The organism is Paenibacillus nasutitermitis (genome assembly GCF_014641075.1).
In the GTDB taxonomy this organism is placed as follows: domain Bacteria; phylum Bacillota; class Bacilli; order Paenibacillales; family Paenibacillaceae; genus Paenibacillus_Z; species Paenibacillus_Z nasutitermitis.
This window is the reverse complement of record NZ_BMHP01000002.1, coordinates 325839-351842: the sequence shown is the minus strand read 5'-3', so window position 1 is coordinate 351842 and position 26004 is coordinate 325839. Positions and strand designations below refer to the sequence as shown.

General features: G+C 52.9%; 21 protein-coding genes. 19 read left to right on the top strand and 2 right to left on the bottom strand.

The genetic code is table 11. The features are described from left to right. Positions 1-3 precede the first annotated feature (3 nt). Positions 4-348, bottom strand: coding sequence for a YugN family protein (locus tag IEY46_RS11620; RefSeq protein ID WP_188992179.1), 345 nt, complete (start codon positions 346-348; stop codon positions 4-6). A gap of 240 nt (positions 349-588) precedes the next feature. Between IEY46_RS11620 and IEY46_RS11615 the strand changes: the two genes are divergently transcribed. The 8 genes from IEY46_RS11615 (at position 589) to IEY46_RS11580 (ending at position 9037) form a co-directional block, all read left to right on the top strand. Beyond that, positions 589-1773 carry a M20 family metallopeptidase gene (locus IEY46_RS11615; protein ID WP_229750249.1) on the top strand — a complete coding sequence of 395 codons (1185 nt, stop codon included), beginning with the start codon at positions 589-591 and terminating at the stop codon, positions 1771-1773. 347 nt (positions 1774-2120) lie between these two features. Further along, positions 2121-3863 (top strand): DNA repair helicase XPB, encoded by a 1743-nt coding sequence (locus tag IEY46_RS11610; protein ID WP_373288793.1) that lies wholly within the window; start codon positions 2121-2123, stop codon positions 3861-3863. Then, complete coding sequence (locus IEY46_RS11605; RefSeq protein ID WP_188992177.1) at positions 3856-5610, top strand: helicase-associated domain-containing protein; 1755 nt, start codon at positions 3856-3858, stop codon at positions 5608-5610. Before IEY46_RS11610 ends, IEY46_RS11605 begins: the two co-directional genes overlap by 8 nt. 105 nt (positions 5611-5715) lie before the next feature. Next, a complete protein-coding gene (locus IEY46_RS11600; protein ID WP_308422791.1) occupies positions 5716-6228 on the top strand; it encodes a YlbF/YmcA family competence regulator in 513 nt (170 codons plus the stop codon). A gap of 23 nt (positions 6229-6251) precedes the next feature. Continuing rightward, positions 6252-6515, top strand: coding sequence for a YlbG family protein (locus IEY46_RS11595; RefSeq protein ID WP_188992176.1), 264 nt, complete (start codon positions 6252-6254; stop codon positions 6513-6515). A gap of 178 nt (positions 6516-6693) precedes the next feature. Continuing rightward, positions 6694-7131: a hypothetical protein gene (locus IEY46_RS11590; RefSeq protein ID WP_188992175.1), complete on the top strand. Its 438-nt coding sequence runs from the start codon at positions 6694-6696 to the stop codon at positions 7129-7131. A gap of 149 nt (positions 7132-7280) precedes the next feature. Beyond that, complete coding sequence (locus IEY46_RS11585) at positions 7281-8192, top strand: selenium metabolism-associated LysR family transcriptional regulator (protein WP_188992174.1); 912 nt, start codon at positions 7281-7283, stop codon at positions 8190-8192. Further along, entirely contained in the window at positions 8183-9037 is an 855-nt protein-coding gene (locus IEY46_RS11580) for a PHP domain-containing protein (RefSeq protein WP_188992173.1), read from the top strand. Before IEY46_RS11585 ends, IEY46_RS11580 begins: the two co-directional genes overlap by 10 nt. 68 nt (positions 9038-9105) lie before the next feature. Here the strand turns inward: IEY46_RS11580 and IEY46_RS11575 are convergent, their stop codons facing one another. Further along, entirely contained in the window at positions 9106-10914 is a 1809-nt protein-coding gene (locus IEY46_RS11575; protein ID WP_188992172.1) for an Rqc2 family fibronectin-binding protein, read from the bottom strand. Between the two features lie 156 nt (positions 10915-11070). On the opposite strand from IEY46_RS11575, the gene IEY46_RS11570 reads away from it, so the two are divergent. From IEY46_RS11570 to rsmB, 11 genes are all read left to right on the top strand, one after another. Beyond that, positions 11071-13860: a calcium-translocating P-type ATPase, SERCA-type gene (locus IEY46_RS11570; protein ID WP_188992171.1), complete on the top strand. Its 2790-nt coding sequence runs from the start codon at positions 11071-11073 to the stop codon at positions 13858-13860. Between the two features lie 701 nt (positions 13861-14561). Continuing rightward, entirely contained in the window at positions 14562-15392 is an 831-nt protein-coding gene (gene dapF / locus IEY46_RS11565) for a diaminopimelate epimerase (protein WP_188992170.1), read from the top strand. 25 nt (positions 15393-15417) lie between these two features. After that, on the top strand, positions 15418-17298 hold the full coding sequence (locus IEY46_RS11560; protein ID WP_188992169.1) for a bifunctional homocysteine S-methyltransferase/methylenetetrahydrofolate reductase: 1881 nt from the start codon (positions 15418-15420) through the stop codon (positions 17296-17298). Between the two features lie 357 nt (positions 17299-17655). Beyond that, a complete protein-coding gene (gene remA, locus IEY46_RS11555; RefSeq protein ID WP_020615370.1) occupies positions 17656-17916 on the top strand; it encodes an extracellular matrix/biofilm regulator RemA in 261 nt (86 codons plus the stop codon). A 14-nt stretch (positions 17917-17930) separates the two neighbouring features. Then, positions 17931-18548 carry a guanylate kinase gene (gene gmk, locus IEY46_RS11550; protein WP_188992168.1) on the top strand — a complete coding sequence of 206 codons (618 nt, stop codon included), beginning with the start codon at positions 17931-17933 and terminating at the stop codon, positions 18546-18548. Positions 18549-18567: 19 nt separating this feature from the next. Next, a complete protein-coding gene (rpoZ, locus tag IEY46_RS11545) occupies positions 18568-18774 on the top strand; it encodes a DNA-directed RNA polymerase subunit omega (protein WP_188992167.1) in 207 nt (68 codons plus the stop codon). 219 nt (positions 18775-18993) lie between these two features. Further along, positions 18994-20205: a bifunctional phosphopantothenoylcysteine decarboxylase/phosphopantothenate--cysteine ligase CoaBC gene (gene coaBC / locus IEY46_RS11540; protein WP_188992166.1), complete on the top strand. Its 1212-nt coding sequence runs from the start codon at positions 18994-18996 to the stop codon at positions 20203-20205. After that, positions 20202-22778, top strand: a complete 2577-nt coding sequence (priA, locus tag IEY46_RS11535; RefSeq protein WP_188992165.1) for a primosomal protein N' — start codon at positions 20202-20204, stop codon at positions 22776-22778. The genes coaBC and priA overlap by 4 nt, the downstream gene beginning before the upstream one ends. 152 nt (positions 22779-22930) lie before the next feature. Beyond that, positions 22931-23416 (top strand): peptide deformylase, encoded by a 486-nt coding sequence (def, locus tag IEY46_RS11530; protein ID WP_188992164.1) that lies wholly within the window; start codon positions 22931-22933, stop codon positions 23414-23416. Between the two features lie 6 nt (positions 23417-23422). Beyond that, on the top strand, positions 23423-24370 hold the full coding sequence (gene fmt / locus IEY46_RS11525; protein WP_188992163.1) for a methionyl-tRNA formyltransferase: 948 nt from the start codon (positions 23423-23425) through the stop codon (positions 24368-24370). Between the two features lie 50 nt (positions 24371-24420). After that, a complete protein-coding gene (gene rsmB / locus IEY46_RS11520; protein ID WP_188993737.1) occupies positions 24421-25926 on the top strand; it encodes a 16S rRNA (cytosine(967)-C(5))-methyltransferase RsmB in 1506 nt (501 codons plus the stop codon). Positions 25927-26004: the final 78 nt, after the last annotated feature.

The following is a 26004-nucleotide window of genomic DNA, read 5'->3' as shown; positions in this document are numbered from 1 at the left end:
CTGCTAGGCGAGCAGTTTCTTTAGTTCTTGCAGCCGTTGTGTAGCCGTATTCAAGATCGGCTGCGGAATGGCTGATTCATAATCAAGCCCGTGCGGGAACGTAGCTCTGCCTATGTATACGGCTTCTACCTTCAAGACGGTATGCGGCGACTCCAGCTTGCCTTCAATTGCGCGGACATTAAAACGCAAGAAGTAGTCTTCGCGGTTTGTGCGGTCTTCAAGCTTCAAATCGTAGGTAGCGCGGTAATATTCCCACTGCCAACGGACAAAGCCGAGCTTGTCCGCGGATTCGTCGAGATGCGCAAGATCGCTTGTCATGCCGTTTAGGCCTGTATTCTCAATAATCATTGGATGGATCCTCCTTCAAACGTAAGGGACATATATCTGTACTCTCTTTTCTTCTTATCCATGATAGTATTTTTCACCTGCCAGTGCAAGCCTGTCTGTTGCGCAGTCTGCGCGGTAAAAGTGACAGCTTTACGAAAAATGATCGGCGCCTGTGACGAAACAACTTTCAGCAGCTTCCAACCTTCTGGTACAATAGGCTAAAGAAGACAGAATGGCCGAGCAAAAGGAGGTTTGTGCGCAATGGGTAACAGGGGGGAAATCGACGCAATGCTGCAAACCGGATACCCGGATATGGTCAAATGGAGAAGATATCTGCATCAGCATCCGGAATTGTCCTTTCAGGAGAAAGAAACATCCCGCTGGATTGCCGGGCAGCTTGCCGGTTTGGGCTGTGAGGTCAAAGAAACAGAGGGCGGATACGGTCTGGCCGTATCCATAAAAGGTGAGTTGCCCGGCCCTGTGATCGCGTTGCGGGCCGATATGGATGCGCTGCCGATTCAGGATGAGAAGACTTGCGATTATGCCTCTACAGTGCCTGGCGTTATGCATGCCTGCGGGCATGATGCCCATACGGCCACGTTGCTCGGGATAGCCCGTTATTACAGCACCCGCCGGGAACGGCTTCACGGAGAGCGGCGCCTGTTGTTCCAGCCTGCTGAGGAACTGACGCCTGGAGGCGCGCTTGGGATGATCGGCAGCGGCGTTCTGACGGGAGTGGATGTTATTTATGGCGTGCATTTGTGGACGCCCCTGCCATACGGGGTAGCAGCCACCCGTAGCGGTCCGATTATGGCCTCCCCTGATGAAATCTTCATCGATATTAAAGGCCGCGGAGGACATGGCGGGATGCCGCATGAAACCGTGGATGCGGTGCTGGTCGGTTCGGCGATTGTACAGGCGCTGCAAACGATTGTCAGCCGCAATATAGACCCGCTGGAGCCTGCTGTGGTGTCCATCGGTTCCTTTCATGCAGGGACGACCGGCAATGTGATTGCTGAGCACTGCAGGCTGACGGGTACGGTGCGTACCTTCAATCAAGAGACAAGAGAGCACATTAAAGAGCGGATGGAGCAGATCGTGAAGCAGACGGCTGAGCTGCATGGTGCAGAAGCCGTGCTTGAATACCGGCACGGGTACCCGCCGGTGGTGAACGACGAAGCGGAAGCACAGCGGTTTTTCAATGTCACCCGGAGGCACCTGGGTGAAGACTCGGTCCGTGAATCTTCGCTGATTATGGCGGGAGAGGATTTCTCTTATTATCTGAAGGAGATTCCCGGCTGTTTCCTGTTCGTTGGCGCGGGAAATAAGGAATTAGGCGCTGTTTATCCCCATCATCATCCCAAATTCGACCTTGACGAACGTTCCATGCTTGTCTCTGCCAAGCTGATGATCGCGATGGCGGAGAATTATGCGTCAGGAGAATAACAAGGCAGAATAAGAATCGGGGGAAGAATAGTACATGGGAATGAACCTGGCCACGCGGCCAGGTTTTTTTATATGTGATGTAATAACGAAATGTCAGTATTGTCCCATTTACTTACAGGAATGAAATTGTATTCCTTTATTGGGGTCGCTCTTTGGGTATAGATTCCCTGATGATTATTGTTGTGACTTATACCATGTATTCATTCGTCACCGTACACCTTTACAAGTTGTGTGCTTCCAGACACGCAAGTATAAAAACATCAAATTATCTCAAACTATAAGAACAAGAGGGTTTTTGCCGCGGGAGTCCAGGAAGCGGACTCAAGACCGATGTTTTCTAGGAGATGATGGATTTGCTTATACGCAAGGACGGGCCGTTAATCGTCCAGGGCGATTTTACTGTGCTTCTTCAGGACCGGCATCCGGGAGCGGAGGAAGCTAGGGAGCTGCTGTCCCGGTTCGCCGAATTAATCAAACGCCCGGGTGATATACACACCTACAGAATGACGTCCTTGTCGCTTTGGAATGCGGCGGCATCGGGGATGGGAGCCGATGAAATTCTCCATGCCCTGGAAGCCCACAGCAGCTATGAGCTTCCTGTCAAAGTAACGAGCGGCATCCGCATGCTTACCGAGCGATATGGCCGCCTGACCCTTGACCGTTCCGGAGAGGACAGATTAATTCTGTACGGGGAAGAGTCCCTGCTCAGCGCACTGACGGAGGACGCGGCAACTGCGCGTTTACTTCAGCGCACCGGTATGGAGGGGGAACGTTGCGCCGAAGCGGAACACCGCGGCTTATTAAAGCAGGAGTTGATCCGGCTCGGCTATCCTGTCATCGATCATGCGGGGTACCGCCATGGGGAATTGCTGCCTGTTCAGCTGCGTCAGCAGACGATCGGGGGAACAGGCTTCCAGCTGCGCGACTATCAGAAGCTCGCCGTGGAGCTATTTTACCGCGAAGGCAGAGAGGATGGAGGCAATGGTGTTCTGGTGCTGCCCTGTGGATCGGGTAAGACCGTAATTGGCATTGCGGCATTGGCCAGTCTGGGTTGCGATACATTGATTCTTACATCAAATGTCACTTCAGTAAGACAATGGAGGGACGAGCTGCTGGACAAAACGACGCTCGTCGAGGAGCAGATCGGAGAATATGCCGCTGCCTCCAAGCAAGTGCGCCCGGTTACCATCGCGACCTATCAGATTCTGACCAACCGCAGGCAAAAAGACGGCGAATACACCCATATGAAGTTGTTTCAGGAAAGAAACTGGGGACTTATCATCTATGATGAAGTCCATTTGCTGCCTGCGCCCGTATTTCGGATGACGGCCGATCTGCAAGCGACAAGGCGCCTGGGACTCACGGCTACGCTCGTAAGAGAGGACGGGCGCGAGAAGGATGTATTCTCGCTAATCGGCCCCAAGCGCTTCGATATGCCATGGAAGGCGCTGGAGTCACGGCAATGGATTGCAACCGTTCACTGCGCCGAGATACGCATCCCGCTCTCCTCGCAGGAGATGCAGCTATATGAGTCGGCTGAGCCAAAATCGAAATTCCGCATCGCAGGGGAGAACAAGAGGAAAATCGATGCGGTACGGGCACTTCTGAACATTCATCCGGGAAAACCCGCGCTTGTCATCGGCCAATATTTGCAGCAGCTTCACGAAATGGGAGATGCACTTCAGGCGCCGGTGTTGACCGGCGAGCTTCCGCATGAAGCTCGGGAGAAGCTCTATAACGCCTTCAAGGCAGGCGCGATTCCGGTGCTGATCGTGTCCAAAGTGGCAAATTTCGCAGTCGATCTGCCTGATGCAGCGGTCGCTATCCAGATATCCGGGAGCTATGGCTCCCGTCAGGAAGAAGCCCAGCGGATCGGCCGTATTTTGCGGCCCAAGCCCGGGGACAACAAGGCCTGGTTCTATACGCTGGTTTCCCGGGAGACAAAGGAGATTCATTTTGCCCAGAAGCGCCAGTTGTTTCTGCTTGAACAGGGCTACCAATATGAAATCAGCGATTGGAGGCTTGAAAAAGACAAGTGGAAGCGCGAGAGCTACGTTCAGTGGGACGAGAGGCGCAAAAGCAATGAATAGCCGTGATATTGCAGAGCGTCTTGATCATGCCCAAAAGCAGAAATACGCGTCATCAAAAGTATGGTCCGCTTTAGACGCGCTTTGGCCTGAAGCGCTTGTCGACCATCGGGTTCTGATGCGCTCGCTGGCGGCTATGCCCCAGCCTTGCGCCGATACGCTGGTTCTTATCCTGCAGCGTTTCGGCTCGCTGCCCTTTCAAGAAGAACAGCTGCTGCTTGCGGGCTTGCCCGGTGTAGCAGGAGCGGAATATCGGATCGGGCTGATTATGCTGGCCAATGCCGGGATTGTGTTTGCCGTACGCAAGGGCTGGGGGGAAAAGCTGTACTTTTTGCCGCGTGATACGTACTTGCCCTGGCATCTCGCTTGTTTTGCATTCGACGTTCCTGCAGCGCAGGGTGCTGCACAGAGAACAGATATTGTGTACGAGGAGAATGAGGACTACGTTCCTCAGCTTGGTCTTCAACTACTTCATGTGTTAGCTGAGCTTGTCCGGACGGGCATGAGCAAAACGGTCAAAGGAAGCCTGACCAAAAGGACGATCGAAAAATGCGGAAGCCAGATTGCGATTCCGGCGGAAAAGCTGTCAGCCGCCGGTTTGAAGGCTGTGCCCTTTACGGACTGCCCGCTTCCGCTCTTGTTTGTCATGGATATCGCTGTTCGGATGGGATGGCTTGAAGAGGATTCAGAAGCTTTTACACTGGTTAGGCAGCCGTGGATGAAATGGCTCAACCTCAGTGCGGAGGAGAGGGAAGGCGGACTGCTGAATTTCATTATCGGGCAGTATGCGCTTGTTGACAGCGATATTGCGGGGGCTGCTGCGGTCACCGCTGGCCTGGAAGGCCTTGAATGGTATTTGAATGCGGATATCGAGCATAAGCTTGCACAAATCTCCGCCAGCCCACAAGAGCCTCCCACAGCACTGACTCGATGGGTGGAGCTGATGACAGCCTGCGGTTATATGGAGCAGATGGGTACAACTAACGGAGACCGCTATATCAGGTGGCTCATTGACCCCAGCCCCCCTCTGGCCGGAAATCTTCATCAGTATGGAGAGCAGGTGCAGATTTCTCCTGACGGCGATATTTATATATCTCCTTCTGCATCTGCCGCAATCCGATGGGAACTGGAAATGATCAGCGAACGCAAGAGCGCGGAGCGGATGACGATTTACCGTCTGAATGAAAAAACGGCCGTCAAAGCGGTGCAGCGAGGCCATTCCTGCCAGGAAATTATTGCGGTTCTGGAAAAAGCATCAGGGTGTCCGCTGCCCGATCCGGTCCGTGTGGCCGTTCATGGCTGGACGGCCAGAGCGAAAGCCCCGAAGGATACGGATAGAGGCTGGCAGCTTCCCGCTGAACGAATCCCCATTTCCACGGGAATGAAATTCTTCTTGTTGGATCCTTGTGCGCTTCAAGCTTATGAGCTTCTTACCGATACACCATCCGTCAAATCGTTGTTCGATGGACTGGAGGAGGTGTCGTCCCGATGGTTGAAGCAGCTCGGTTCGTACCATGTCTCGACCCGCAGAGAGCTGCTGGAGACAGCGCTGAACTGGGGGACGGCTGTCAAACTGCAGCGGGAGGGCGGCCTGCAGCTGTTTGTACCCGTTGAAATCCGGGAAGCGGAAGGACAATGGGCGGTGCATGGGCATATAAAAGCGGAGGACGGGGGCGATCCGATTCTCCTCCGTCTCAGGCCGGATATGTGGGATGCCATGATGCTGGTCGTGCCCCTTGATAGTAATTAAGTCAGCTGCGGCGAGGCGAGGCAAAAGCCGTTTTCTTCTTAGAACGTGTTATGGTATGATTACAAATAGGCGAAAGCCTAACCTTCATACTAAGGGGTGGGGACAGTGCAAGCGATATCAATGACTGAGCCTGCCGGATTCGCGGGAAACGGTGAGATGCATGATTTTGGTCCCGATCCATCGCTCTCGTTAGATATGGCGGCCATGCTGCTGAACGCTTATGAAATAGGCGACATGATTAACCAATCGGCTGAAGTTGCCGAATATGCATACTGGAAAAAGGCTGTCGATCAGAGCCAGGAAGTCAAGGAACTGGTCAGGAAATTCGAGAAAGCCAAGGAATTGTTCGAGGAATGTCAACGTTTTGGACGATTCCATCCGGATTTTCATTCAGCCAAAGATAAAGTGAAAGCCATCGAGAAGGAGCTTGCGGCTATCGAATGCGTCAGCCGCTACAAAACAGCCGAGCTTGCGGTAGATGAACTTCTGCATGATATTGCCAAGCAGATTGCCGGCTCCGTATCCGAAACGATCAAAGTGCCGGGCAACGAATCATCCGGCGGCGGATGCGGCGGCGGCGGTTCCTGCGGGTGCAGCACCGGCGGCGGCTGCGGATAAGGAAGGGAGGACGATTGCGAGCTATGTTTTCTGAACGAACCGGATATATCATATGGGTCAACGATGTGAAGTCGGCCCGTTCTCTGGAGAAATACGGCAGCATTCATTATATTTCCAGGAAGATGCATTACGTGGTCATGTATATGAACAGTGACCGGGCGGATGAAGTTGTCCGCAACATTCAACGTCTTCCATTCGTCAAGAAGATTGAACGCTCTTACCGGAATGAAATCAAGACGGAATACGAGCGTAATGTCCCTGACAAAACACGGTTCTATAGTTTGTGAATCCACAAGCTTCCGATTCCGGTCAACGGGCGGAAGCTATTTTTTTACTGGCCATTTCCAATTTATGTATTATTTCATCGTTTTTTTTATTTTGTATTCTGGTACAGGCATGCTACAATGGATATACTTATAAACATAGTTAATAAGGCCTACTTCCTGGGGAGGGGTGGATCGTGCGATGAAAGACAAGACGACGGAAAGATGGAGCACTTATGAATCATTTCATGTCGTATTAGGGGACAAGAAAGTTGCGGATATCGTCATCACGAACCATGCCAAAATTCGCTGGGCGGATCGCGTCGAAAGTGAAAAAACCGGATTTGAGGATATTGCCGACTTCATGTGGCAGTGTCTGAAGCAGGGACGTATCGAGCCTTATTACCGCAACGAGCAGGATGTTTATTTGATTGATGACGATCTCGTATTTGTCGCGGAGTTCGCTACACTGGATAAAGAAACCGATCTGGCTGGCAATCCCCTGCACAAGATGATCGTTGTGACTTTCCTTGGCCGTATGTCCGAGACCATTGAACTACGTGATCTCAAATCCTATTATTCCTGGTTAAGGCATTCACGGAGAATGACTTTAATAAAGAATAGTAGAAAACGGAAATAATATTGGCTGATTCTGTTTAATTAATAAGCATGCGCTTCCATAGCGTGTGCTTTTTTCTGTGAAATCGCCATATTTTCCGGTTTCGGCAGTGGATACTCTTAGCACACTTTGTTGTATAATGAGGGTAACGAGAGGATGGATGAATATCAATGGCGCTCAATTTTCACCAGCTCCATATTTTTTTTACAGTGGCGGAGAGAGGGAGCTTCTCGGCTGCGGCTCAAGCGCTTCATATGACGCAGCCAGCTGTTACGATGCAGGTCCAGTCACTGGAAGATTATTTTGGCACCAAATTGCTTCAGCGCTCCACCAAAAGAATCGAATTAACGGAAGCGGGAAGAGCTCTAATGCCTTTTGCCCAGCGCAGTATCGATTTAATTCGGGATACTGATACGTCTATGTCCAAGTTCACCAAGCAGTTGAAGGGAAGATTGCAGCTGGGTGCAAGCCTGACCATCGGCGAATATATTTTGCCCCGGCTACTTGGGCCGTTCGGCCAGGAATTCCCGCATATCGCCATTAGCATGAAAGTGATGAACACCGCTCAAATCATGGAGGAAATCTTAAATCATCAGCTTAATTTCGGATTGATTGAGGCACCAGTTAATCATCCGGACATGCATATGGAAGCTGTGATGAGCGACGAGCTGTGGCTTATAGTCGGCAAAACACACCCGCTGGCTTCCAGCAGACAGCTGGATTTGGCTGAGGTGCTGGAATATCCGTTCGTGCTGCGCGAGCAGGGCTCAGGAACACGGCTTGTGATGGAGGAGCAGTTGAAGAACAAAGGTTTCGATCCTGCCAATCTGAAGATCGTGATGGAACTGGGAAGCACGGGAGCCGTTAAATCGGCCGTCGAAGCAGGACTGGGTATTTCGTTTGTATCCGGCTCGTCGGTCAAACATGAGGTGGCGCTTGGCCTCATTCATACGATTCCGATTAACGGAGTCAATTTCAAACGCCAATTCTATTCCATTTATCTCAAATCCGCGCTGCTGCCGATTTCCGCGGTAACCTTTCTTACTTTTTTGCGTGAAAAGGATCTCCAGCAATGGTTATAGGCCAGGTAGATCTCCACAGCCACACGACCGCGTCCGACGGGCTGCAGCAGCCTCGGGACAATGTGCGTATGGCCAAAGAAGCCGGACTCGCCGGGATTGCCATCACGGATCACGATACGGTGGATGGTATCAGGGAAGCTGTCGAAGCAGGCGAAGAGCTGGGTGTGATTGTCATTCCCGGCGTTGAAATCAGTACAGCCGCTAACGGCAGCGATATTCATATTTTGGGTTATTATACGGATTGGCAGAGCGAAGCCTGGCAAATCAAGCTGGGCAGCCTGCTTCAAACGCGGGACCGCCGCAATCTGATGATCATAGAAAAGCTCCAGGGCCTGGGCATTTCCATTAATCTGGACGAGGTCGTGGAAGAAGCAAGGAAACAAGGCAAGGAAGGCGGCTCCATCGGAAGACCCCATATGGCTTCAGTATTGGTGGCCAAAGGAGTGGTACATTCCATGCAGGAGGCATTCGATCTTTATCTGGGATCGGACGGAGCGGCATATGCCAATCCGCCGCGGCTGCATCCCTTCGAGGCTGTCGATTGGATCCGCGAGGCAGGCGGCACAAGTGTTATTGCCCATCCGGGCCTGTATGGGGACGATGCGCTGGTTGAGGAAATCATCCGTTACGGAGCTCAGGGGATTGAGGTTTATCATTCCGATCATGGCTCGGAGGAAGAGATGCGATATAACCGATTAGCAGAGAAATACCGTCTAATTGTAACGGGCGGCTCCGACTTCCACGGCCAGCGTGAAGGGGAGTTTTTCCACGGGCCGATCGGAAACCGAACGGTGCATATGAATGTCCTGGAGCAGCTGGACCCGGCCAGAAGAAGAAATCGCTAAGCTTGGCTGATCGACAAAAAAACGAGCCGCAGTCCCATCGAGGGAGCCGCGGCCCGTGCTGGAGAGATTCAGACCTTGATCTGTGAAGGCAAGGCCTTCAAACGTTGTTCATCGGGTGTGATGAACAACGTTTTTTGGTGATCGTAGATCACAAATCCCGGTTTTGCCCCACTCGGCTTCTTGACATGCCGGATCAGCGTATAATCCACGGGAATCTGGCTTGATGAACGGGCCTGGCTGTAATGGGCGGCAAGCATAGCCGCTTCCTCAAGGGTCCGCTCATTAAATTCGGAAGCGCGGATAACCACATGGGAGCCGGGGATGTCTTTGGTATGCAGCCAGGTTTCGTTAGCCGCAGCCGTCTTATTGGTCAAGAATTCGTTCTGTGTATTATTTTTTCCAACATAAATTGGAATGCCTTCCGATGACGTGTAACAAAGCAGAGCAGGACGCGCAGGCTTGCGTTTCTTCGCTCCGCGTTTGCTGCGGTCCCGCAAATACCCCTGCTCCACCAATTCTTCACGGATTTCCTCAATATCCGATAAAGTGGCGCTTTCGAGCTGCTGCAGCAAGGAAGCGACGTAACGCATTTCTTCTCCCGCCTGTTTCATCTGCTCCCCGACTACCGTAAGGCTGTTCTTATGTTTGGTGTATTTCTTGAAATAACGCTGGGCATTCTGCGAAGGCGTCAACTGTTTGTCTAGCGGTATACGCACGGTCCTCTGGTCTTCATCGTAATAATCGACGGCCTCTATATATTCATCGCCCCGCTGGATTTGATGCATATAGGTTGTGATAAGCTCGCCCTGAATCCGGAATTTATCGGCTTCCTGCGCTTCGTTTAGCGTCTCCTGGAGTTTCTCGATTTTCTTTTCGTTTTTGTTGTATTCATTTTGCAGGAAACGGATGAGATCCGATACGCGCTGCTTGACGGTATCCCGGACGGCTTTGTCCCCGTAAAAAGCTTCCAGGCATAGGCTGACCGTACCATAGCTTTGCGCATTGCCGCTTAAATGGGTCAACGCCGTTACGGAGAAAGCGGATTTCCCCGTTTCCTCACTCGTTACGATTTGGGGTTCATATTGATGATCCCTGAACGTATTCATCATCCTGTCAAACGCAGGCCACAATACGCTAGGCTCATCGCTTAACTTAGCGTCTATTCCGCTGCGGTGAACAATCTCTTTGGCCAGCAGGGGGCTGATTCCGCTAAAGGCAGCCACCAGCCACTTGTCCAGCGGCATAGTTGAAGGGGCGGCGGCCGGTTTTTTGCCCGTCATGTCATCGTCTGCAGGCAGTTGTGCCTGAACAGCCATAGCTTCAATCACAGCAGAAAAATCGCTTTCGCTCATTACCGTAAGGGGATCCTGCTTGCCCTGTTCCGGCGGAGCCGCATAGACAGCCCCCGGCATGACGATTCGGAAACTGCTGATCGCGGGAGTTACATGGTGAATTCCGTCATGAATGATGCGGGTAGCGGCATCCATGAGAATAATGTTGCTGTGCCTGCCCATGATTTCGATAACGATTGTTTTAAGTGAAATATCGCCCAATTCATCCCTCTGGCGGATATCCATATGAATGATCCGTTCATTGTCAACTTGGCGGATATCCTCGATCAATCCGCTTTCACAATGCTTTCGAAGCAGCATGCAGAACATGGGGGCTTGAATAGGATTCAGGAACGATTGCTCCGTCCACTGGACACGCGGGTAGGTGGGATTGGCGGAAAGCAGCAGCTTGCTGTTCATTCCCCGTCCTTTAATTTGAAAGACCAGATCATGATCGGTGGGCTGATGTATTTTATGAATTCGCGATCCGATGCAAGATTGCAAGTCGTGTACGATCGCGCGCGTTACAATGCCGTCTAAAGCCATGCGTATTCAAATCTCCTTTGTTTGGTTCATCTTCCTATCATGCCATAGATGACAGAAAAACTTAAGTCCTTTGGTGGGATATTTTGCAGGTTGTCCGAATACATTTAGACGTAAAGGCTGTCCGCCGGGCGGCAAGTAACGGGAGGGAGACAGGGCATGGAACAAGGGAATTGGCATCAGATGGGGACAGAAGAACTGGCGCAATCGTTTCAAGGATCCTTGGATACCGGTCTGACACCGGAAGAGGCGGCAGACCGCCTTGGCCGTCTTGGACGCAATGAGCTGTCAGAAGGGAAGAAGGTATCACCATGGAAACTGTTTTTTGGGCAATTTAAAGATTTTATGGTTCTTGTGCTGATTGGAGCGACGCTCATATCGGGCTTGCTTGGCGAATATTTGGATGCGATCACGATTGTGGCGATTATTATTATTAACGCAGTGCTTGGATTCGTTCAGGAATACAGGGCGGAGAAGTCGCTGCGCGCGCTTAAAGCATTATCGGCTCCGGCAGCGAAGGTCATGCGGGGATCAACCATTGTCGTTCTGCCCGCAAGCGAGGTGGTTCCGGGCGATATCGTCCTGGTGGAAAGCGGGGACCGGATTCCGGCGGATGTCCGTTTTATCGAAACCAACAGCTGCTACGCCGAAGAATCGGCATTAACTGGCGAATCCGTTCCAGTTGGAAAACATAATCAGCCGATTGCCGAAGCGGAGCTGCCGCTGGGGGACCAGCGGAATATCGGCTTCATGGGCACAATGGTTACGCGAGGCACAGCCAAAGGGCTTGTTATCCGCACGGGGATGGACACGGAAATGGGCAAAATCGCCGATCTGATCCAGCAGACGGATTCCATGGAAACCCCGTTGCAGCACCGGCTGGAGCAGCTGGGCAAGATTTTGATCATCGTGGCGCTGGGGTTAACCATTCTTGTTGTGCTGGCAGGTATTTTGCATGGACAGCCTGCCTATGAGATGTTTCTTGCCGGCGTTAGCCTGGCGGTTGCCGCCATACCGGAAGGTCTCCCGGCCATCGTCACGATTGCACTTGCGCTTGGCGTGCAGCGTATGATCAAAAGACGGGCCATTGTCCGCAAGCTGCCGTCTGTCGAAACTTTGGGCTGCGCTTCTGTTATTTGCTCGGACAAGACGGGAACCTTGACGCAGAACAAAATGACCGTGACCAACCTTTGGATCGGCGGACGCCAAATGCAGGTCACCGGCGAAGGCTACGATCCGGTTGGTTCTGTTACCGAGAATGGAAATGCGCTCGATACGAAACATGATTTGCCGCTGCGCCGTCTGCTTCAGGTCGCGGCCCTTTGCAATAATGCCTCCCTAGTACAGGTCGAGGTGGAAAGTGAAGCGAAGCGCAAGAAAAGCAAAGAAATAGTCGAGAGTGAGGAATGGGTGCTTAAAGGCGATCCTACGGAAGGTGCCTTAACCGTACTGGCGGCGAAACTTGGAGTCACTGCGAAATCGATGGATGGCCTTTACAACCGGGTGAAGGAATATCCATTCGACTCCGAACGCAAGCGCATGTCCGTGTTGGTGTCCCATCAGGGAGGACGGCTGATCTGTACGAAAGGCGCGCCGGATATGCTGATGGAGCGATGCGCATACGTGCTGTGGGATGGCAAAGTGGTGCCGTTCACGTCCACGCTTAAGCAGAAAGTAACCGACGCCGGGGAAGCGATGGCGCAGTCCGCTTTACGTGTACTGGGTTTTGCTTACCGGGATCTGCGGCCGCATGATGCCACAGAGGTGGAAGGCGATGTGGAATGCCAGCTGGTCTTTGTCGGGCTGAGCGGTATGATTGACCCGCCGCGCCGGGAGGTTCGCGAAGCCATTGCCACTTGCAGACGGGCCGGTATCAAAACCGTTATGATCACGGGCGACCACCAGCTTACGGCGGAAGCGATTGCCGGACAGCTCGGCATAATGCCGCGCGGCGGATTGTCTGTCAGCGGCCAGCAGCTTGCGGCGATGAGCGACGAGCAGGTGGATCGGCTAGTCGATAACATTTATGTTTATGCCCGGGTGTCGCCCGAGCATAAACTGCGGATTGTCAAAGCGCTGCAACGCAAAGGCCATGTTGTGGCCATGACGGGCGACGGGGTAAACGACGCTCCCGCGATCAAAGCGGCGGATATAGGGATCGCCATGGGTACGGGAACGGATGTATCCAAGGAAGCGGCATCCCTGGTGCTCAGCGACGACAATTTCTCCACGATTGTGGCGGCAATCGAAGAAGGCAGAGGCATCTACGAGAACATTCGCAAATTCATCCGCTATCTGCTTGCCTCTAATGTCGGCGAGATTCTGACTATGTTCCTGGCGATGATGGCCGGGCTTCCTCTGCCGCTTGTCCCGATCCAGATCCTGTGGGTGAACCTCGTGACGGACGGACTTCCGGCGATGGCGCTGGGCGTGGATCAGGCGGAGAAGGATCTCATGCAGCACAAGCCGCGTTCGGCGAAAGAGAATATATTTGCCAGAAGAATGGGCTGGAAGATCATCAGCAGGGGAGTTCTGATCGGTATTTGCACATTGGCTGCCTTCTGGATCACCTTAAGCAAAGCTCCGGGCAGTGCCTCGAATCTGGTTGAAGCCCAGACTGTCGCTTTTGCCACCTTGGTCATGGCTCAGTTGATTCATGTATTTGATTGCCGCAGTTCACGATCCATCTTCCACCGCAATATGTTTCAAAATAAATATTTGCTGCTGGCCGTACTGTCGTCCGTATTGCTCATGCTGTGTGTGCTATATATCGAAGCTCTGCAGCCGATATTCAAAACCGTTCCGCTTGGCTTCCGCGATTGGTGTCTGGTGCTTGTGGCCGCTGGTATCCCGACCTTCTTCATGGGTATCGGCAGCGTATTGGGAACCAAGGACAAGAAAAACAATAGCAACTGGCCGCTTAAAGGCTCCCGCACCATCACAAGATAATTTCAACTATACCGTACCCGCCCAGGGTGCGGTATTTCTTTAGTTCAAGGCCCGTAAGGCCATCCGGTACCCGGGTACCACGCAAGGAAGAGTGTCCCGTAAGGGACGAAAAACGCTGCAAGCGCAAATGTCACCAGCAAGCATCTCTCAAACTCTCCCGGTACCCCAGGCCCGCAGGGCGATCCGGTACCCCAGGTGCCACGTATGGAAGTGTGTCCCGACAGGGACGAAAAACGCTGCAAGCGCAAAAGTCACCAGGGAGCATCTCTCAAACACTCACGTTATTCCAGGCCCACAGGGCCATCCGGTATCCCAGGTGCCACATATGGAAGTGTGTCCCGTAAGCGACGAAAAACGCTGCAAGCACAAATGTCACCAAGGAGCGTCTCTCAAACTCTCACGTTATTCCAGGCCCACAGGGCCATCCGGTACCCCAGGTGCCACATATGGAAGTGTGTCCCGTATGGGACGAAAAACGCTGCAAGCGCAAAAAACACCAGGGAGCATCTCTCAAACATTCACGTTATCCCATCCGGGTGTCCAGAGGGCGGAGCCCTCGGAATCCCCCTTTCCAAGGGGGACTTAGGGGGATGAAGTACAAACATTTATCAAAATTATCAATAGCCTTCAGTCACGCTTTGCGTTATGCTAATAGGAATGAATATCGACTTTTTTTCACCCGGGAGAAGGAGTGCAAGCGGATGAATTTCACAAAAATGCATGGATTAGGCAATGATTTTATTATTATAGAAGGGGAAACGGCCCTTCCGCATAATGCGGCAGAGCTTGCGGAGGCATGGTGCAACCGGTTTTTTGGCATAGGTGCTGATGGACTGGTTTATATATTACCATCGGAGATTGCGGATTTCCGGATGCGCATCATCAATTCGGACGGCTCGGAAGCCGAGCAATGCGGCAATGCGATCCGCTGCGTGGCCAAATATGTATATGACAAAGGTTTAACCGATAAGCAGGAGATTACGGTTGAGACGCTGGGAGCTGGCGCGCAGCGTGTGCAATTGAGTGTGGAAGATGGAAAAGTGCAAACGGTTCGCGTCGATATGGGAGCGCCTGTATTGAACGGCCTCCAGGTGCCGACAACGATTGATGCCAATCCCGTTATCAATCACCCGATAGAAGTGGATGGCCGCAGCTTTCATTTCACGGCTGTTTCCATGGGCAACCCGCATTGCGTCATTTATGTGGACGATGCCGTGAATTTCGATCTGGCCCTCTGGGGTCCAAAATTGGAGACCCATCCGCTATTTCCGCGGAAAATCAATGTTGAGTTTGTTACTGTTCGAGCCAGGGACTTCACGGACATGCGTGTATGGGAACGGGGTGCAGGACCTACGCTGGCATGCGGTACAGGTGCGTGCGCAACCATTGTCGCTTCTGTATTAAACGGCTATACCGATCGCAAGGCAACTGTCTCGCTTAAAGGCGGGGACCTGTTGATTGAATGGAATGAAGCGGATAATCATGTGTATATGTCAGGACCGGCCGCAGAAGTGTTCAGCGGAACACTGTAACGAAACAGCAGAAGGAGTTTTGACTATGAAACCGGATTTACGGGAAGCGTTGGGATCGCGTATTCTAACCGGCGACGGCGCGATGGGAACTTATTTATACCAAATGGGATTCCCGGTAGGCGTTTCTTATGAGGAGTTTAATATTCTTAAACCGCATGTGATAGCGGATGTTCATCGCCGATATTATGAAGCAGGAGCGCGGATAATTGAAACCAATACGTTCTCTGCCAACCGGGAGAGCCTGGTCCGATATGGCCTGGACGAAGAGGTTGCAAAGATTAACCGGGCCGGTGTGCAAATAGCGAGGTCTGCGGTCGGCAGCGATGCTTATGTAGTGGGGGCTATCGGCTCCATTCGCGCTGGCAAGCGCAAAAACATTCGCTCGGCCCAGCTCAAACAGTCATTCCGGCAGCAGATTGACGGGCTTCTCAGCGAAGAGGTGGACGGGCTGCTGCTGGAAACGTTCTATGATCTGGAGGAAGCGCTGCTTGTGCTCAAGCTGGTACGTGAACAGTCTGACGTTCCGGTAATCTGCCAGTTTGCCATAGAAAAGGAAGCAGTGACCCAGGATGGTCACCCGCTGGACTTTGCTTTTGCCAGACTTAAGGAGGAGGGGGCGGATGTTGTCGGCTTCAACTGCCGCAGCGGCCCCAACGGGATACTCCGGGCTATTGATGCAATTGAATCGGAGGTCACGCTTCCCTTATCTATTTATCCCAATGCTGGGATTCCCGATTATGTAGACGGCAAATATCTCTACACAGCTACTCCCGAATATTTCGCGGAATCTGCGCGGAAGTTCGCTGACCGGGGCGCACGGATCATTGGCGGCTGCTGCGGGACGACTCCCGAGCATATCGCGGCGATTGCAGCTTCGCTGGAAGGCTATATCCCTCAGCCGGTAAGTGCTGATATGAGGGAATCTATCATTTCGGTCTCAAGTCCGGCACCAGCGGCGCCCAAGACTGAAGTCAAGGCAGAAAAGCTCGTCGGGGCAAAAGCTGCGGAGCCGTCAATTATCGATTTGGTAAACGACCGTCACACCGTTATCGTTGAACTGGACCCGCCACGCGACCTGGATATCCGTAAATTCATGAGCGGTGCGGCTGCATTGAAAGAAGCAGGCGCCGATGCCGTAACGATGGCAGACAATTCCCTGGCTGTTACCCGAATGAGCAATCTGGCACTTGCATCCATTGTGCAGGAGCAGGTAGGACTGCGGCCGCTTGTGCATATTGCCTGCCGTGACCGCAATCTGATCGGCACGCAATCCCATATGATGGGGCTTGATGCACTGGGGATTGACCATGTGCTTGCCGTTACGGGCGATCCGGCCCGGTTTGGCGATTTACCGGATTCAAGCTCGGTTTACGATTTAACCTCATTTGAGATGATCCGCATGGTCAAGCAATTGAATGAAGGCGTCTCTTTCTCCGGCAAGACGTTGAAGCAAAAAGCGGATTTCAAGATTGGCGCCGCATTCAACCCGAATGTGAAATATTTGGAAAAAGCGGTGCAGCGGCTTGAACGCAAAATTCAATACGGCGCTGACTATATTATGACCCAGCCTGTATACAACAAAGAGCTGATCGTACAAATTGCCGAAGCGACCAAGCATCTTTCCATACCTATTTTTCTCGGGGTTATGCCCCTTGCAAGCGGGCGCAATGCCGAATATTTGCATAATGAAGTGCCAGGCATCCAATTGTCGGACGAGGTTCGCAAACGGATGTCGGGTCTGGAAGGCGAGGCGGGAAGGGCGGAAGGGGTCCGGATTGCCGAGGAGCTGCTTGACGCGGCTCTGCCCCATTTCAAAGGTATTTATCTGATCACACCATTCCTGTTCTATGAGATGACGGTTCAATTGACGCATTATGTTTGGGAAAAAACAAATTCGATGCGGTAATTCAGAATCCCACGTCCCTGCTGGCCCGGTTTTGGGCAGGCGGCGTTTATTTTCATAAAAGAGGTCGCTTAGACACTTGTTCGTTGCAGCAAAATGAATTAGAATAGAGCAATGGATGCACTTGCCATGCCCTTTTGATTGCGTTCACTTAATTGCAGACAAGCAGATTGAGCGTCTGTTGTGAAATTCATCGGGGTAAGGCAAAAGTATGCTCCGGGCTTTTTTCGTCAAGAATAGTGCAATGGCTCTGCTGGTTCCTTCAATTGGCAGATATATTATACATTATCGTTCTTGCGCTTATCTATAATCATGTATATGGCTATTGCATACAGAAGAGAGACCGGAGGGGGAACCTGGGTGGCTATCAAATTAATTAATATTGGATTCGGGAATATCGTATCCGCCAATCGGATTATTTCCATTGTAAGTCCGGAATCAGCACCTATTAAGCGAATCATCCAAGAAGCGCGCGATCGGCATATGCTGATCGATGCGACCTATGGCCGGAGAACTCGCGCTGTCATTATAACCGACAGCGATCACGTCATTTTGTCGGCGGTGCAACCGGAAACGGTCGCTCATCGACTATCAACCAAGGATGACGATCACGACGAATAGTGACGGGGAGTATTATGAGCAGAGGATTATTAATCGTCTTATCCGGCCCATCGGGCGTTGGCAAAGGAACCGTGTGCTCTCAGCTGCGGCAGAGGCAGAGCGATCTGGTCTATTCCGTATCGGCGACGACGCGGCTGCCCAGACATGGCGAAATTGACGGCATTAATTATTTTTTCAAGACAAGAGAGCAATTTCAGGATATGATCGCCCGCGATGCGCTGCTGGAGCATGCCGAGTATGTCGGTAACTATTACGGCACTCCTCGCGACTTTGTGGAGCGAACGCTCGAAACGGGCAAAGATATCATTCTGGAAATCGAAGTTCAGGGCGCCCTGAAAGTGAAAGAAAAGTTTGCTGAAGGCGTGTTTATTTTCCTGGTACCTCCATCTCTGGATGAGCTGAAGCATCGCATTACGTGCCGCGGCACAGAGAATGCGGATGTGATCGACCATCGGATGACAGTTGCCGTGGAAGAAATGAGCTTGATCAGCTATTACGATTATGCAGTCGTGAACGACCAAATAGACGCGGCCTGCCATCGAATACAAAGTATCATCACGGCTGAACATTGCCGCAAGGACCGGTTTATTGCCGAGCTTGCATCAATGCAGGAAGCTTCCGAGAAAGCTTAAGCGAGCGAGGTGAAGTAACATGCTATATCCATCAATCGATGAGATGATGAAGAAGGTCGACAGCAAATATTCACTAGTTGTCGCTGCGTCACGTCGCGCCCGGATGATCAGGGACGGCAGCAAATCCGAATTACGCAACCCAAGATCACATAAATTTGTGGGTGTTGCGCTGGAAGAGATTTACCAGGATATATTGGTTGTAGAAAGTACGAACCGGCAGGATTAAGAAACATGATTTCATGTCCGAAATAACAACCCTTGCGGTTGTTATTTTTTTAATCCAATCGAACAAGTAATTATTTCTCAAAGGCGATTATTTCAAATGCGCCCTGTGCTATTTCTGTTGAGAATTAATAAATGTTCAAAGCGGCTAGCCCTATAATAGTTCAGATTATCCCGCTTTCAAGCCGGCAGCAGAACCGATAGGAAAGGGAGGAGGAGAAGCATGCTGAAAGGAAAAGCAATTGTACTTGGTATTTCAGGTGGAATTGCCGCCTATAAAGCGGCTGCGTTATGCAGCAAGCTTGTTCAGTCGGGAGCCAATGTCAGGGTCGTGATGACAGAATCCGCGACCAAATTTATTACGCCGTTGACCTTGCAAACCTTGTCGCGCCATCCTGTTCATCTTGATACTTTTCACGAATACGACCCCGCAGTTGTATCCCATATCGATCTCGCCGACAGCGCCGATTTATTTATCATCGCTCCGGCCACGGCGAATATTCTGGGTAAGATGGCAGGTGGGCTGGCGGATGATATGCTCAGCACGACGCTGCTGGCCACGACCGCTCAAGTTCTTGTTGCTCCGGCGATGAATGTCCACATGTACGCTCATCCTGCCGTTGAGCGCAACATGAGGCTGCTTGCTGAGCGGGGGGTTCTTTTTGTCGAGCCCGGTACCGGTCAGCTTGCTTGCGGTTATGTGGGGAAAGGCAGGCTCGCTGAGCCTGAAGATATTGTCCATGCGGCCGGTCAGTGGTTTGAGCAGGGTCAATCGCTTAAAGGGAAGAAGGTCGTCGTCACGGCTGGCGGCACCGTAGAACGACTTGATCCGGTCCGTTATTTAACCAATGATTCCTCGGGCAAAATGGGTTATGCCATCGCAGAGGCGGCTGCAAGCCGCGGGGCAAATGTTACCCTGATCGCCGCCAGGACGACAGCGGAAGCCATCGGAGGCGTGAAGCTGGTCAAGGTTGAATCGGCGGAGCAGATGCTGCAGGCGGTGCTGGAACATTATGACGATGCCGATCTTGTCGTGAAGGCAGCGGCGGTCGCCGATTATCGTCCGGTTGCCGCAGCTGACAAGAAGATCAAAAAGTCAGATGAACGGCTGGTTCTTGAGCTAGTGCGCACGACGGATATTTTGCAAACGATCGGTCAGCGCAAACGTGGCCAGTTTCTGGTCGGCTTTGCTGCGGAAACCGACCAGGTGGAACATTATGCGATGGACAAGCTGCACCGCAAGCACTGCGATCTGATTATAGCCAACAATGTGGCGGAAGCTGGAGCTGGCTTCAATTTTGACACCAATATTGTTTCGGTATACGGCGTGGAAGGTCTCGTCGAGTCGCTGCCCTTAATGCAAAAAAGACAAGTGGCGGATCGCCTTCTTGAAATCATCATCCAGCGGATGCAGGCCAGGGAGGCTGGAGAATGATCGCGAAAGTGATCGTTGATGTCCCCAGCAGACAAACCGACCGGCCTTTTGATTACGAAGTGCCGCAGGAGTGGGCGGGATGGATCGAGATTGGCAGCCGGGTCGGCGTTCCTTTTGGAGGGAGAGTCGTCCAGGGCTTTGTCATTTCGCTTGCGGAATGGGCGGATGTTGACCGCTCCAAGCTAAAGCCGATTGCCGAGCTGCTGGATCATACGCCTCCGCTGTCGCCGGATCTCATTGAACTGGCCCAGTGGATCAGTGATAAATATTGCTGTCCGCTGACGATTGCGCTTCAGGCGATGATTCCGGCTGCGCTGAAAGGAAAAGCGGAAACGACGGTTACGCTGGTCGAGGACGAGACAGAAGAGCAGCATGGCTTGTTCGGCATTGAAGGGGAATGGATCGATTATATTCGCAGGAACGGTGGAACCGTGCGCATGACCCATCTTCAGGAGCGGTTTCCAGGGGATGCAGGAGCGATCAAGGCGGCGATTCGGGACGGCCAGCTGCTTGCACGGGTATCGATCCGCGATAGGATGGCAGTAAGAAAAGTGCTTACTGTTTTTCCGCCTGTGGACCGGGAAGCCGCTCAGGAAGGGCTGACTCAAATTCCGGCTCGTGCGGCTAAACAGCGTGATGTGCTGAAGTATATGTTGGGGCGGGAGGAGCCTGCTCCCATGCAGCTTGTAGTTGAGGAAGTCCCGGCAACGGCAAGTACGGTTCGTTCGCTGGCGGCAAAGGGTTTTATCACGATAGGTGAGGTTGAGCATGACAGGGATCCGTATGCGGGACGGGATTTTACAAGGACATCGCCGTTGCCGCTGACCGAAGGCCAGCAATCCGTTTACAATAAGATCGAAGGGTCGCTTGATGCCGCCGATCCCCGCGTCTTTCTGCTTCATGGGGTAACAGGCAGCGGCAAGACGGAGGTATATCTGCAGGCCATCCAGCACTGTCTGCAGCTTGGACGACAGGCCATCGTGCTGGTACCGGAAATCTCTCTGACCCCGCAAATGGTGGAGCGCTTCAAAGGACGGTTTGGCAATGCCGTAGCCGTGCTTCATAGCCGCCTATCCAACGGGGAGCGTTATGACGAGTGGAGAAAAATCCGCGAACGGCGGGCACAGGTCGCGGTTGGCGCCCGTTCCGCGGTTTTTGCTCCGTTTGAGCGGATTGGACTCATTATTATTGATGAGGAGCATGAATCCTCCTATAAACAGGAAGAGAGCCCAAAATATCATGCGCGTGATGTGGCGGTGCGAAGAGCCAGACAGCATCATGCGACCGTTGTCCTTGGATCAGCCACACCGTCGCTGGAGAGCTTTGCTGCAGCTACCCGAACGGGTACGGGGACGGATGCGCGCGCAGCTGACTTGCAGGAGCAGGAAGGCTTAGGAGCCGAAAACGCCTTGTCTTCCGCGGATAAACGTGAGAGCGGCCGGATTTCGGGCCTGCTGCCCATGCCTGATCGTGTGGGCGGCAGACCGATGCCGCCTGTCCGGCTGGTGGATATGAGGGAGGAGCTTCGCGAGGGCAACCGCTCCATGTTCAGCCGTTTGCTGCATGAACAGCTTCAGCAGCGTCTTGACCGGGGGGAACAATCTGTGCTGCTTCTCAACCGCCGGGGTTATTCAACCTTTGTGATGTGCCGGTCCTGCGGATATACGGCGCTTTGTCCGCATTGCGACATCTCTTTGACCTATCATCAAAAATCCCGGGCGCTGCGCTGCCATTATTGCGGACATGCCGAGTCGGCTCCAGCAAAATGTCCTTCTTGTGAAAGCGAGCATATCCGGTTTTTCGGGACGGGAACGCAGCGGGTTGAAGAAGAGCTTTCAAAGTTGTTTCCCGGGATTCGTGTGATTCGGATGGATGTGGATACTACGACCGAGAAAGGCTCCCATGAGAAATGGCTGACCTTATTCGGCGAGCGCAAGGCTGATGTGCTATTAGGCACGCAAATGGTCGCCAAAGGGCTTGATTTTCCATATGTTACTCTAGTGGGCGTTATTGCCGCGGATACGTCATTGCATCTTCCGGATTTTCGCGCCGCCGAGAAAACATTCCAACTGCTCACGCAGGTGGCGGGCAGAGCGGGAAGACATGAGCTGCCGGGCGAAGTAATCGTGCAGACTTACAATCCCGAGCATTATGCGATCGTAGCAGCGCAGCAGCATGATTATTCGGATTTTATCAGCCATGAACTGGAGCATCGCCGTTTTATGGCCTATCCGCCCTTTTGCCGGCTTGTTCTTGTTACGCTGTCACACGAGCAACTGCCCCTTCTTATTTCAGTAGGCGAGAAGCTTGCGGCACAATTAAGGGAAATGACCGCAGCTGCGGGTGTCTCTGATTCGGGCAACGGCAGCCGTGCTTTTATTGATATACTGGGCCCTGTAGCATCCCCGATTCCAAGAATGAAGGATCGCTATCGTTTTCAATGTATGATAAAATATCGTGGAAACGTTGACGCAGTCGGCATGCTGAAGCAAGCAATGCATTTGCTTGCAGGCAAGCTGGGTCAACCGCCCGTACTTATAAGCGTGGATGTCGATCCCCAAATGATTTTATAGCGATTGGCGACATAGCGTCACAATGTGGGGTGCCGTTCAATTGACGCCACCGCACTTAAGCAGTATCGCTTACGAAGTGAGTTATTGCTTGAGGTTGCCATAAACCGGCAACCTCGGGTATAACCACGCAATAACTTTTAGGAGGAACGGTTGTGGCCATACGGCTTATTGTGAAGGATCCAGATTCTGTTTTGCGGGAAAAGGCTATGGTGGTTACAAAATTTAATGCTAATTTGCATAAACTGCTGAGGGATATGGCAGAAACGATGTATGACGCGGATGGGGTGGGGCTGGCTGCTCCGCAAGTCGGCATATCCAAACGCGTCATTGTGGTGGATATCGGAGATGAACGCGGCCTTATTGAAATGGTTAATCCGGAAGTTATAGAGTCGGAAGGGGAGCAGTTTGGGCCGGAAGGCTGTTTGAGCATCCCGAATCTCAATGGCGACGTACGCCGCGCTCAACGAATCCGGGTGAAAGGCTATGACCGAAATGGCGAACCGTTCGAGCTTGAAGCCGCGGATTTTCTGGCGAGGGCGTTTCTGCATGAGATCGATCATCTGAATGGTGTGCTGTTTACGGACATCGCCGAAGAGGTTTATGACGCGACGACCCGTCCGCGACCACGCGAGGAGTGACGCTTAATGCGTATTGTATTTATGGGAACGCCGGAGTTTGCCGTTCCTTCGCTTGAGGCGCTAATCGGCGCCGGACACGAAATTGTGTTGGTTGTTACGCAGCCGGACCGTCACAAAGGACGTAAAAAAACATTGACGCCGCCTCCGGTCAAGGATGCGGCGCTTCTTCACGGTCTTCCTGTCGAGCAGCCCGAGCGGCTGCGCAGTTCCGATACAGTTGCCCGCATTTCCGAATTGAAGCCGGACCTGATCGTAACGGCGGCTTATGGCCAAATCCTACCCAAAGCTGTGCTTGATGCGCCCCTTCTGGGCTGTATTAACGTGCATGGCTCTTTGCTTCCCAAATATCGCGGCGGCGCGCCGATTCAGCGTGCGGTCATGAACGGGGAAGGAATGACCGGGGTCACCATCATGTATATGGCGGAAGGACTGGATACCGGAGACATGATCAGCCGCGTTGAAGTCCCGATTACGAACGAAGCTACCTCCGGTGAGTTGTTTGAGGAGCTCAGCATAGCGGGTGCGTCGCTTCTGATGCGCACCCTGCCTTCCCTGGCGGACGGCTCAGCCTCGGTGGTCCCGCAAAATCATGAGGAAGCCACTTACGCGCCCAATCTTACTCGCGAGGATGAGCGGATCGATTGGAACCGACCTGCCCGCTGCCTGTACGATCAGGTACGCGGTTTGTCGCCGATGGCTGGTGCCTTCACCCTTCTGAATGGAGAAACCTTCAAAGTCTGGGGCTGCAAGCCGCTTCCTTCCACAGTCCGCAGCGCATCTCAGCCGGGAACGGTTATGCGGGCTGACGGCAGCGGTATTGAAGTGCAGGCGGGTGAGGGTCTCCTCCTACTGACGGCGATTCAACCGGCGGGCAAGAAAGCCATGCCGGCATCCGAATGGCTCAAGGGCGCACGTTTGGAAGAAGGCACCGTCTTTGGAGGCGACCATCCGTGAATAATTATAAGCCGGGGGGAACCGGACAGAAGCAGACGCGGATAAGTAAAATGCATAAAACGACAGAGCAAAAAAACGCTGCCCGCAGCTCCGCTGCAGCAACCAGTGGAGCTATCGCTTCAGGAAGTACAGGTTCCGGGAAGAATAATACGCATCCGAAAAAAGGGAAGCCAGCACAAAGCTCCAGGCTTCGCACAGCCAGGGAGGTTGCGCTACAGACGCTTGTGAAAGTGGCGGAGGCCGGGGCATACAGCAATCTGCAGCTGAATCGCGCGCTGCAGGATGCCCAGCTGTCCCGTCAGGACGCAGCATTGGCTACTGAGCTGGTATATGGTACCATATCGCATCAGCGTACGCTTGATTACCGTCTGGAGATGCTGGTGACCAAAGGATTGGACAAGCTGGCCGTCTGGGTGCACCAGCTGCTGAGAATGAGTGCGTATCAGCTGCTTTATCTGAACCGTATCCCGCCGCATGCCGCCGTAAACGAGGCCGTCCAAATTGCCAAACACCGAGGCCACGCCGGCATATCCGGCATGGTCAACGGTGTTCTGCGCAATATGCTGCGACGTCTTCCGGAAATGCAGCAGCCGGTATCCTCCGAAGACCCCGTCAAGAGGATCGGACTGACTTATTCGTACCCGGACTGGCTGGTTGGCAGATGGCTGAGCGTTTATGGCGAGGCGGGCGCTGAGGCGATCTGTGCGGCGGGCAATGAATCTCCCCATGCCAGCTTGCGGATAAACTCAAATCGCCTGTCTGTGGAGAAGGGGATCGCCCTCCTGGCCGAAGCGGAAATCGATGCAACGGAGTCAAAGCTTACGGCTGGGGGAATTGTCATAGAAAGCAACGCGGGCAATTTAACGCAGCTGGAAGGTTATGGCGAAGGCCTCTGGACACTTCAGGACGAAAGCTCGATGCTTGTCGCCCAGGTATGCGCGCCAAAGCCTGGCATGACCGTGCTTGACTGCTGCGCCGCACCAGGGGGCAAGACTACCCACATGGCGGAACTTATGAACGACATGGGCCGTCTTGTGGCCAACGATCTTCATCCCCATAAAAAACAGCTCATACAGGAGCAGGCTCAGCGGCTTGGCCTTACGATCATCGAAGCGGTCAGCGGCGATGCATCCGAGCTATCCGGCCAATTTCCCGCTGAAGCCTTTGATGTGGTTCTGCTGGACGCGCCTTGCTCGGGATTCGGCGTGCTCCGGCGGAAGCCGGAAATCAAATGGACCAAGTCACCGGAGGATATAGATGCCATTGCCGCGCTTCAGGAGCGGCTTCTGGATGAGGCATCGAGGCTCGTAAAGCCTGGTGGAACGCTGGTATACAGCACTTGCACCATAGAACAGGAAGAGAATGAAGGCCAGATTAACCGGTTTCTGCAAAAGCATCCAGCCTATCTGCTCGACGCCGCCTGGCCGGAACCGGTTCTGGCGCCCTTGCTTGAAGCCGGTTTGATCGGCAAGGATTTTCAGGGTGCGCTACAGCTGCTGCCGCAGCATTTCGGCAGTGACGGATTTTTTATCGCCCGGTTTAAGCGGAGAGATTGACAAGAAGCTTTGCAGAAGCGGAGGAGAACGCCGAAAATAGTCATAATTGCTCGAAAAATACGCCCATGACAGCCTCTG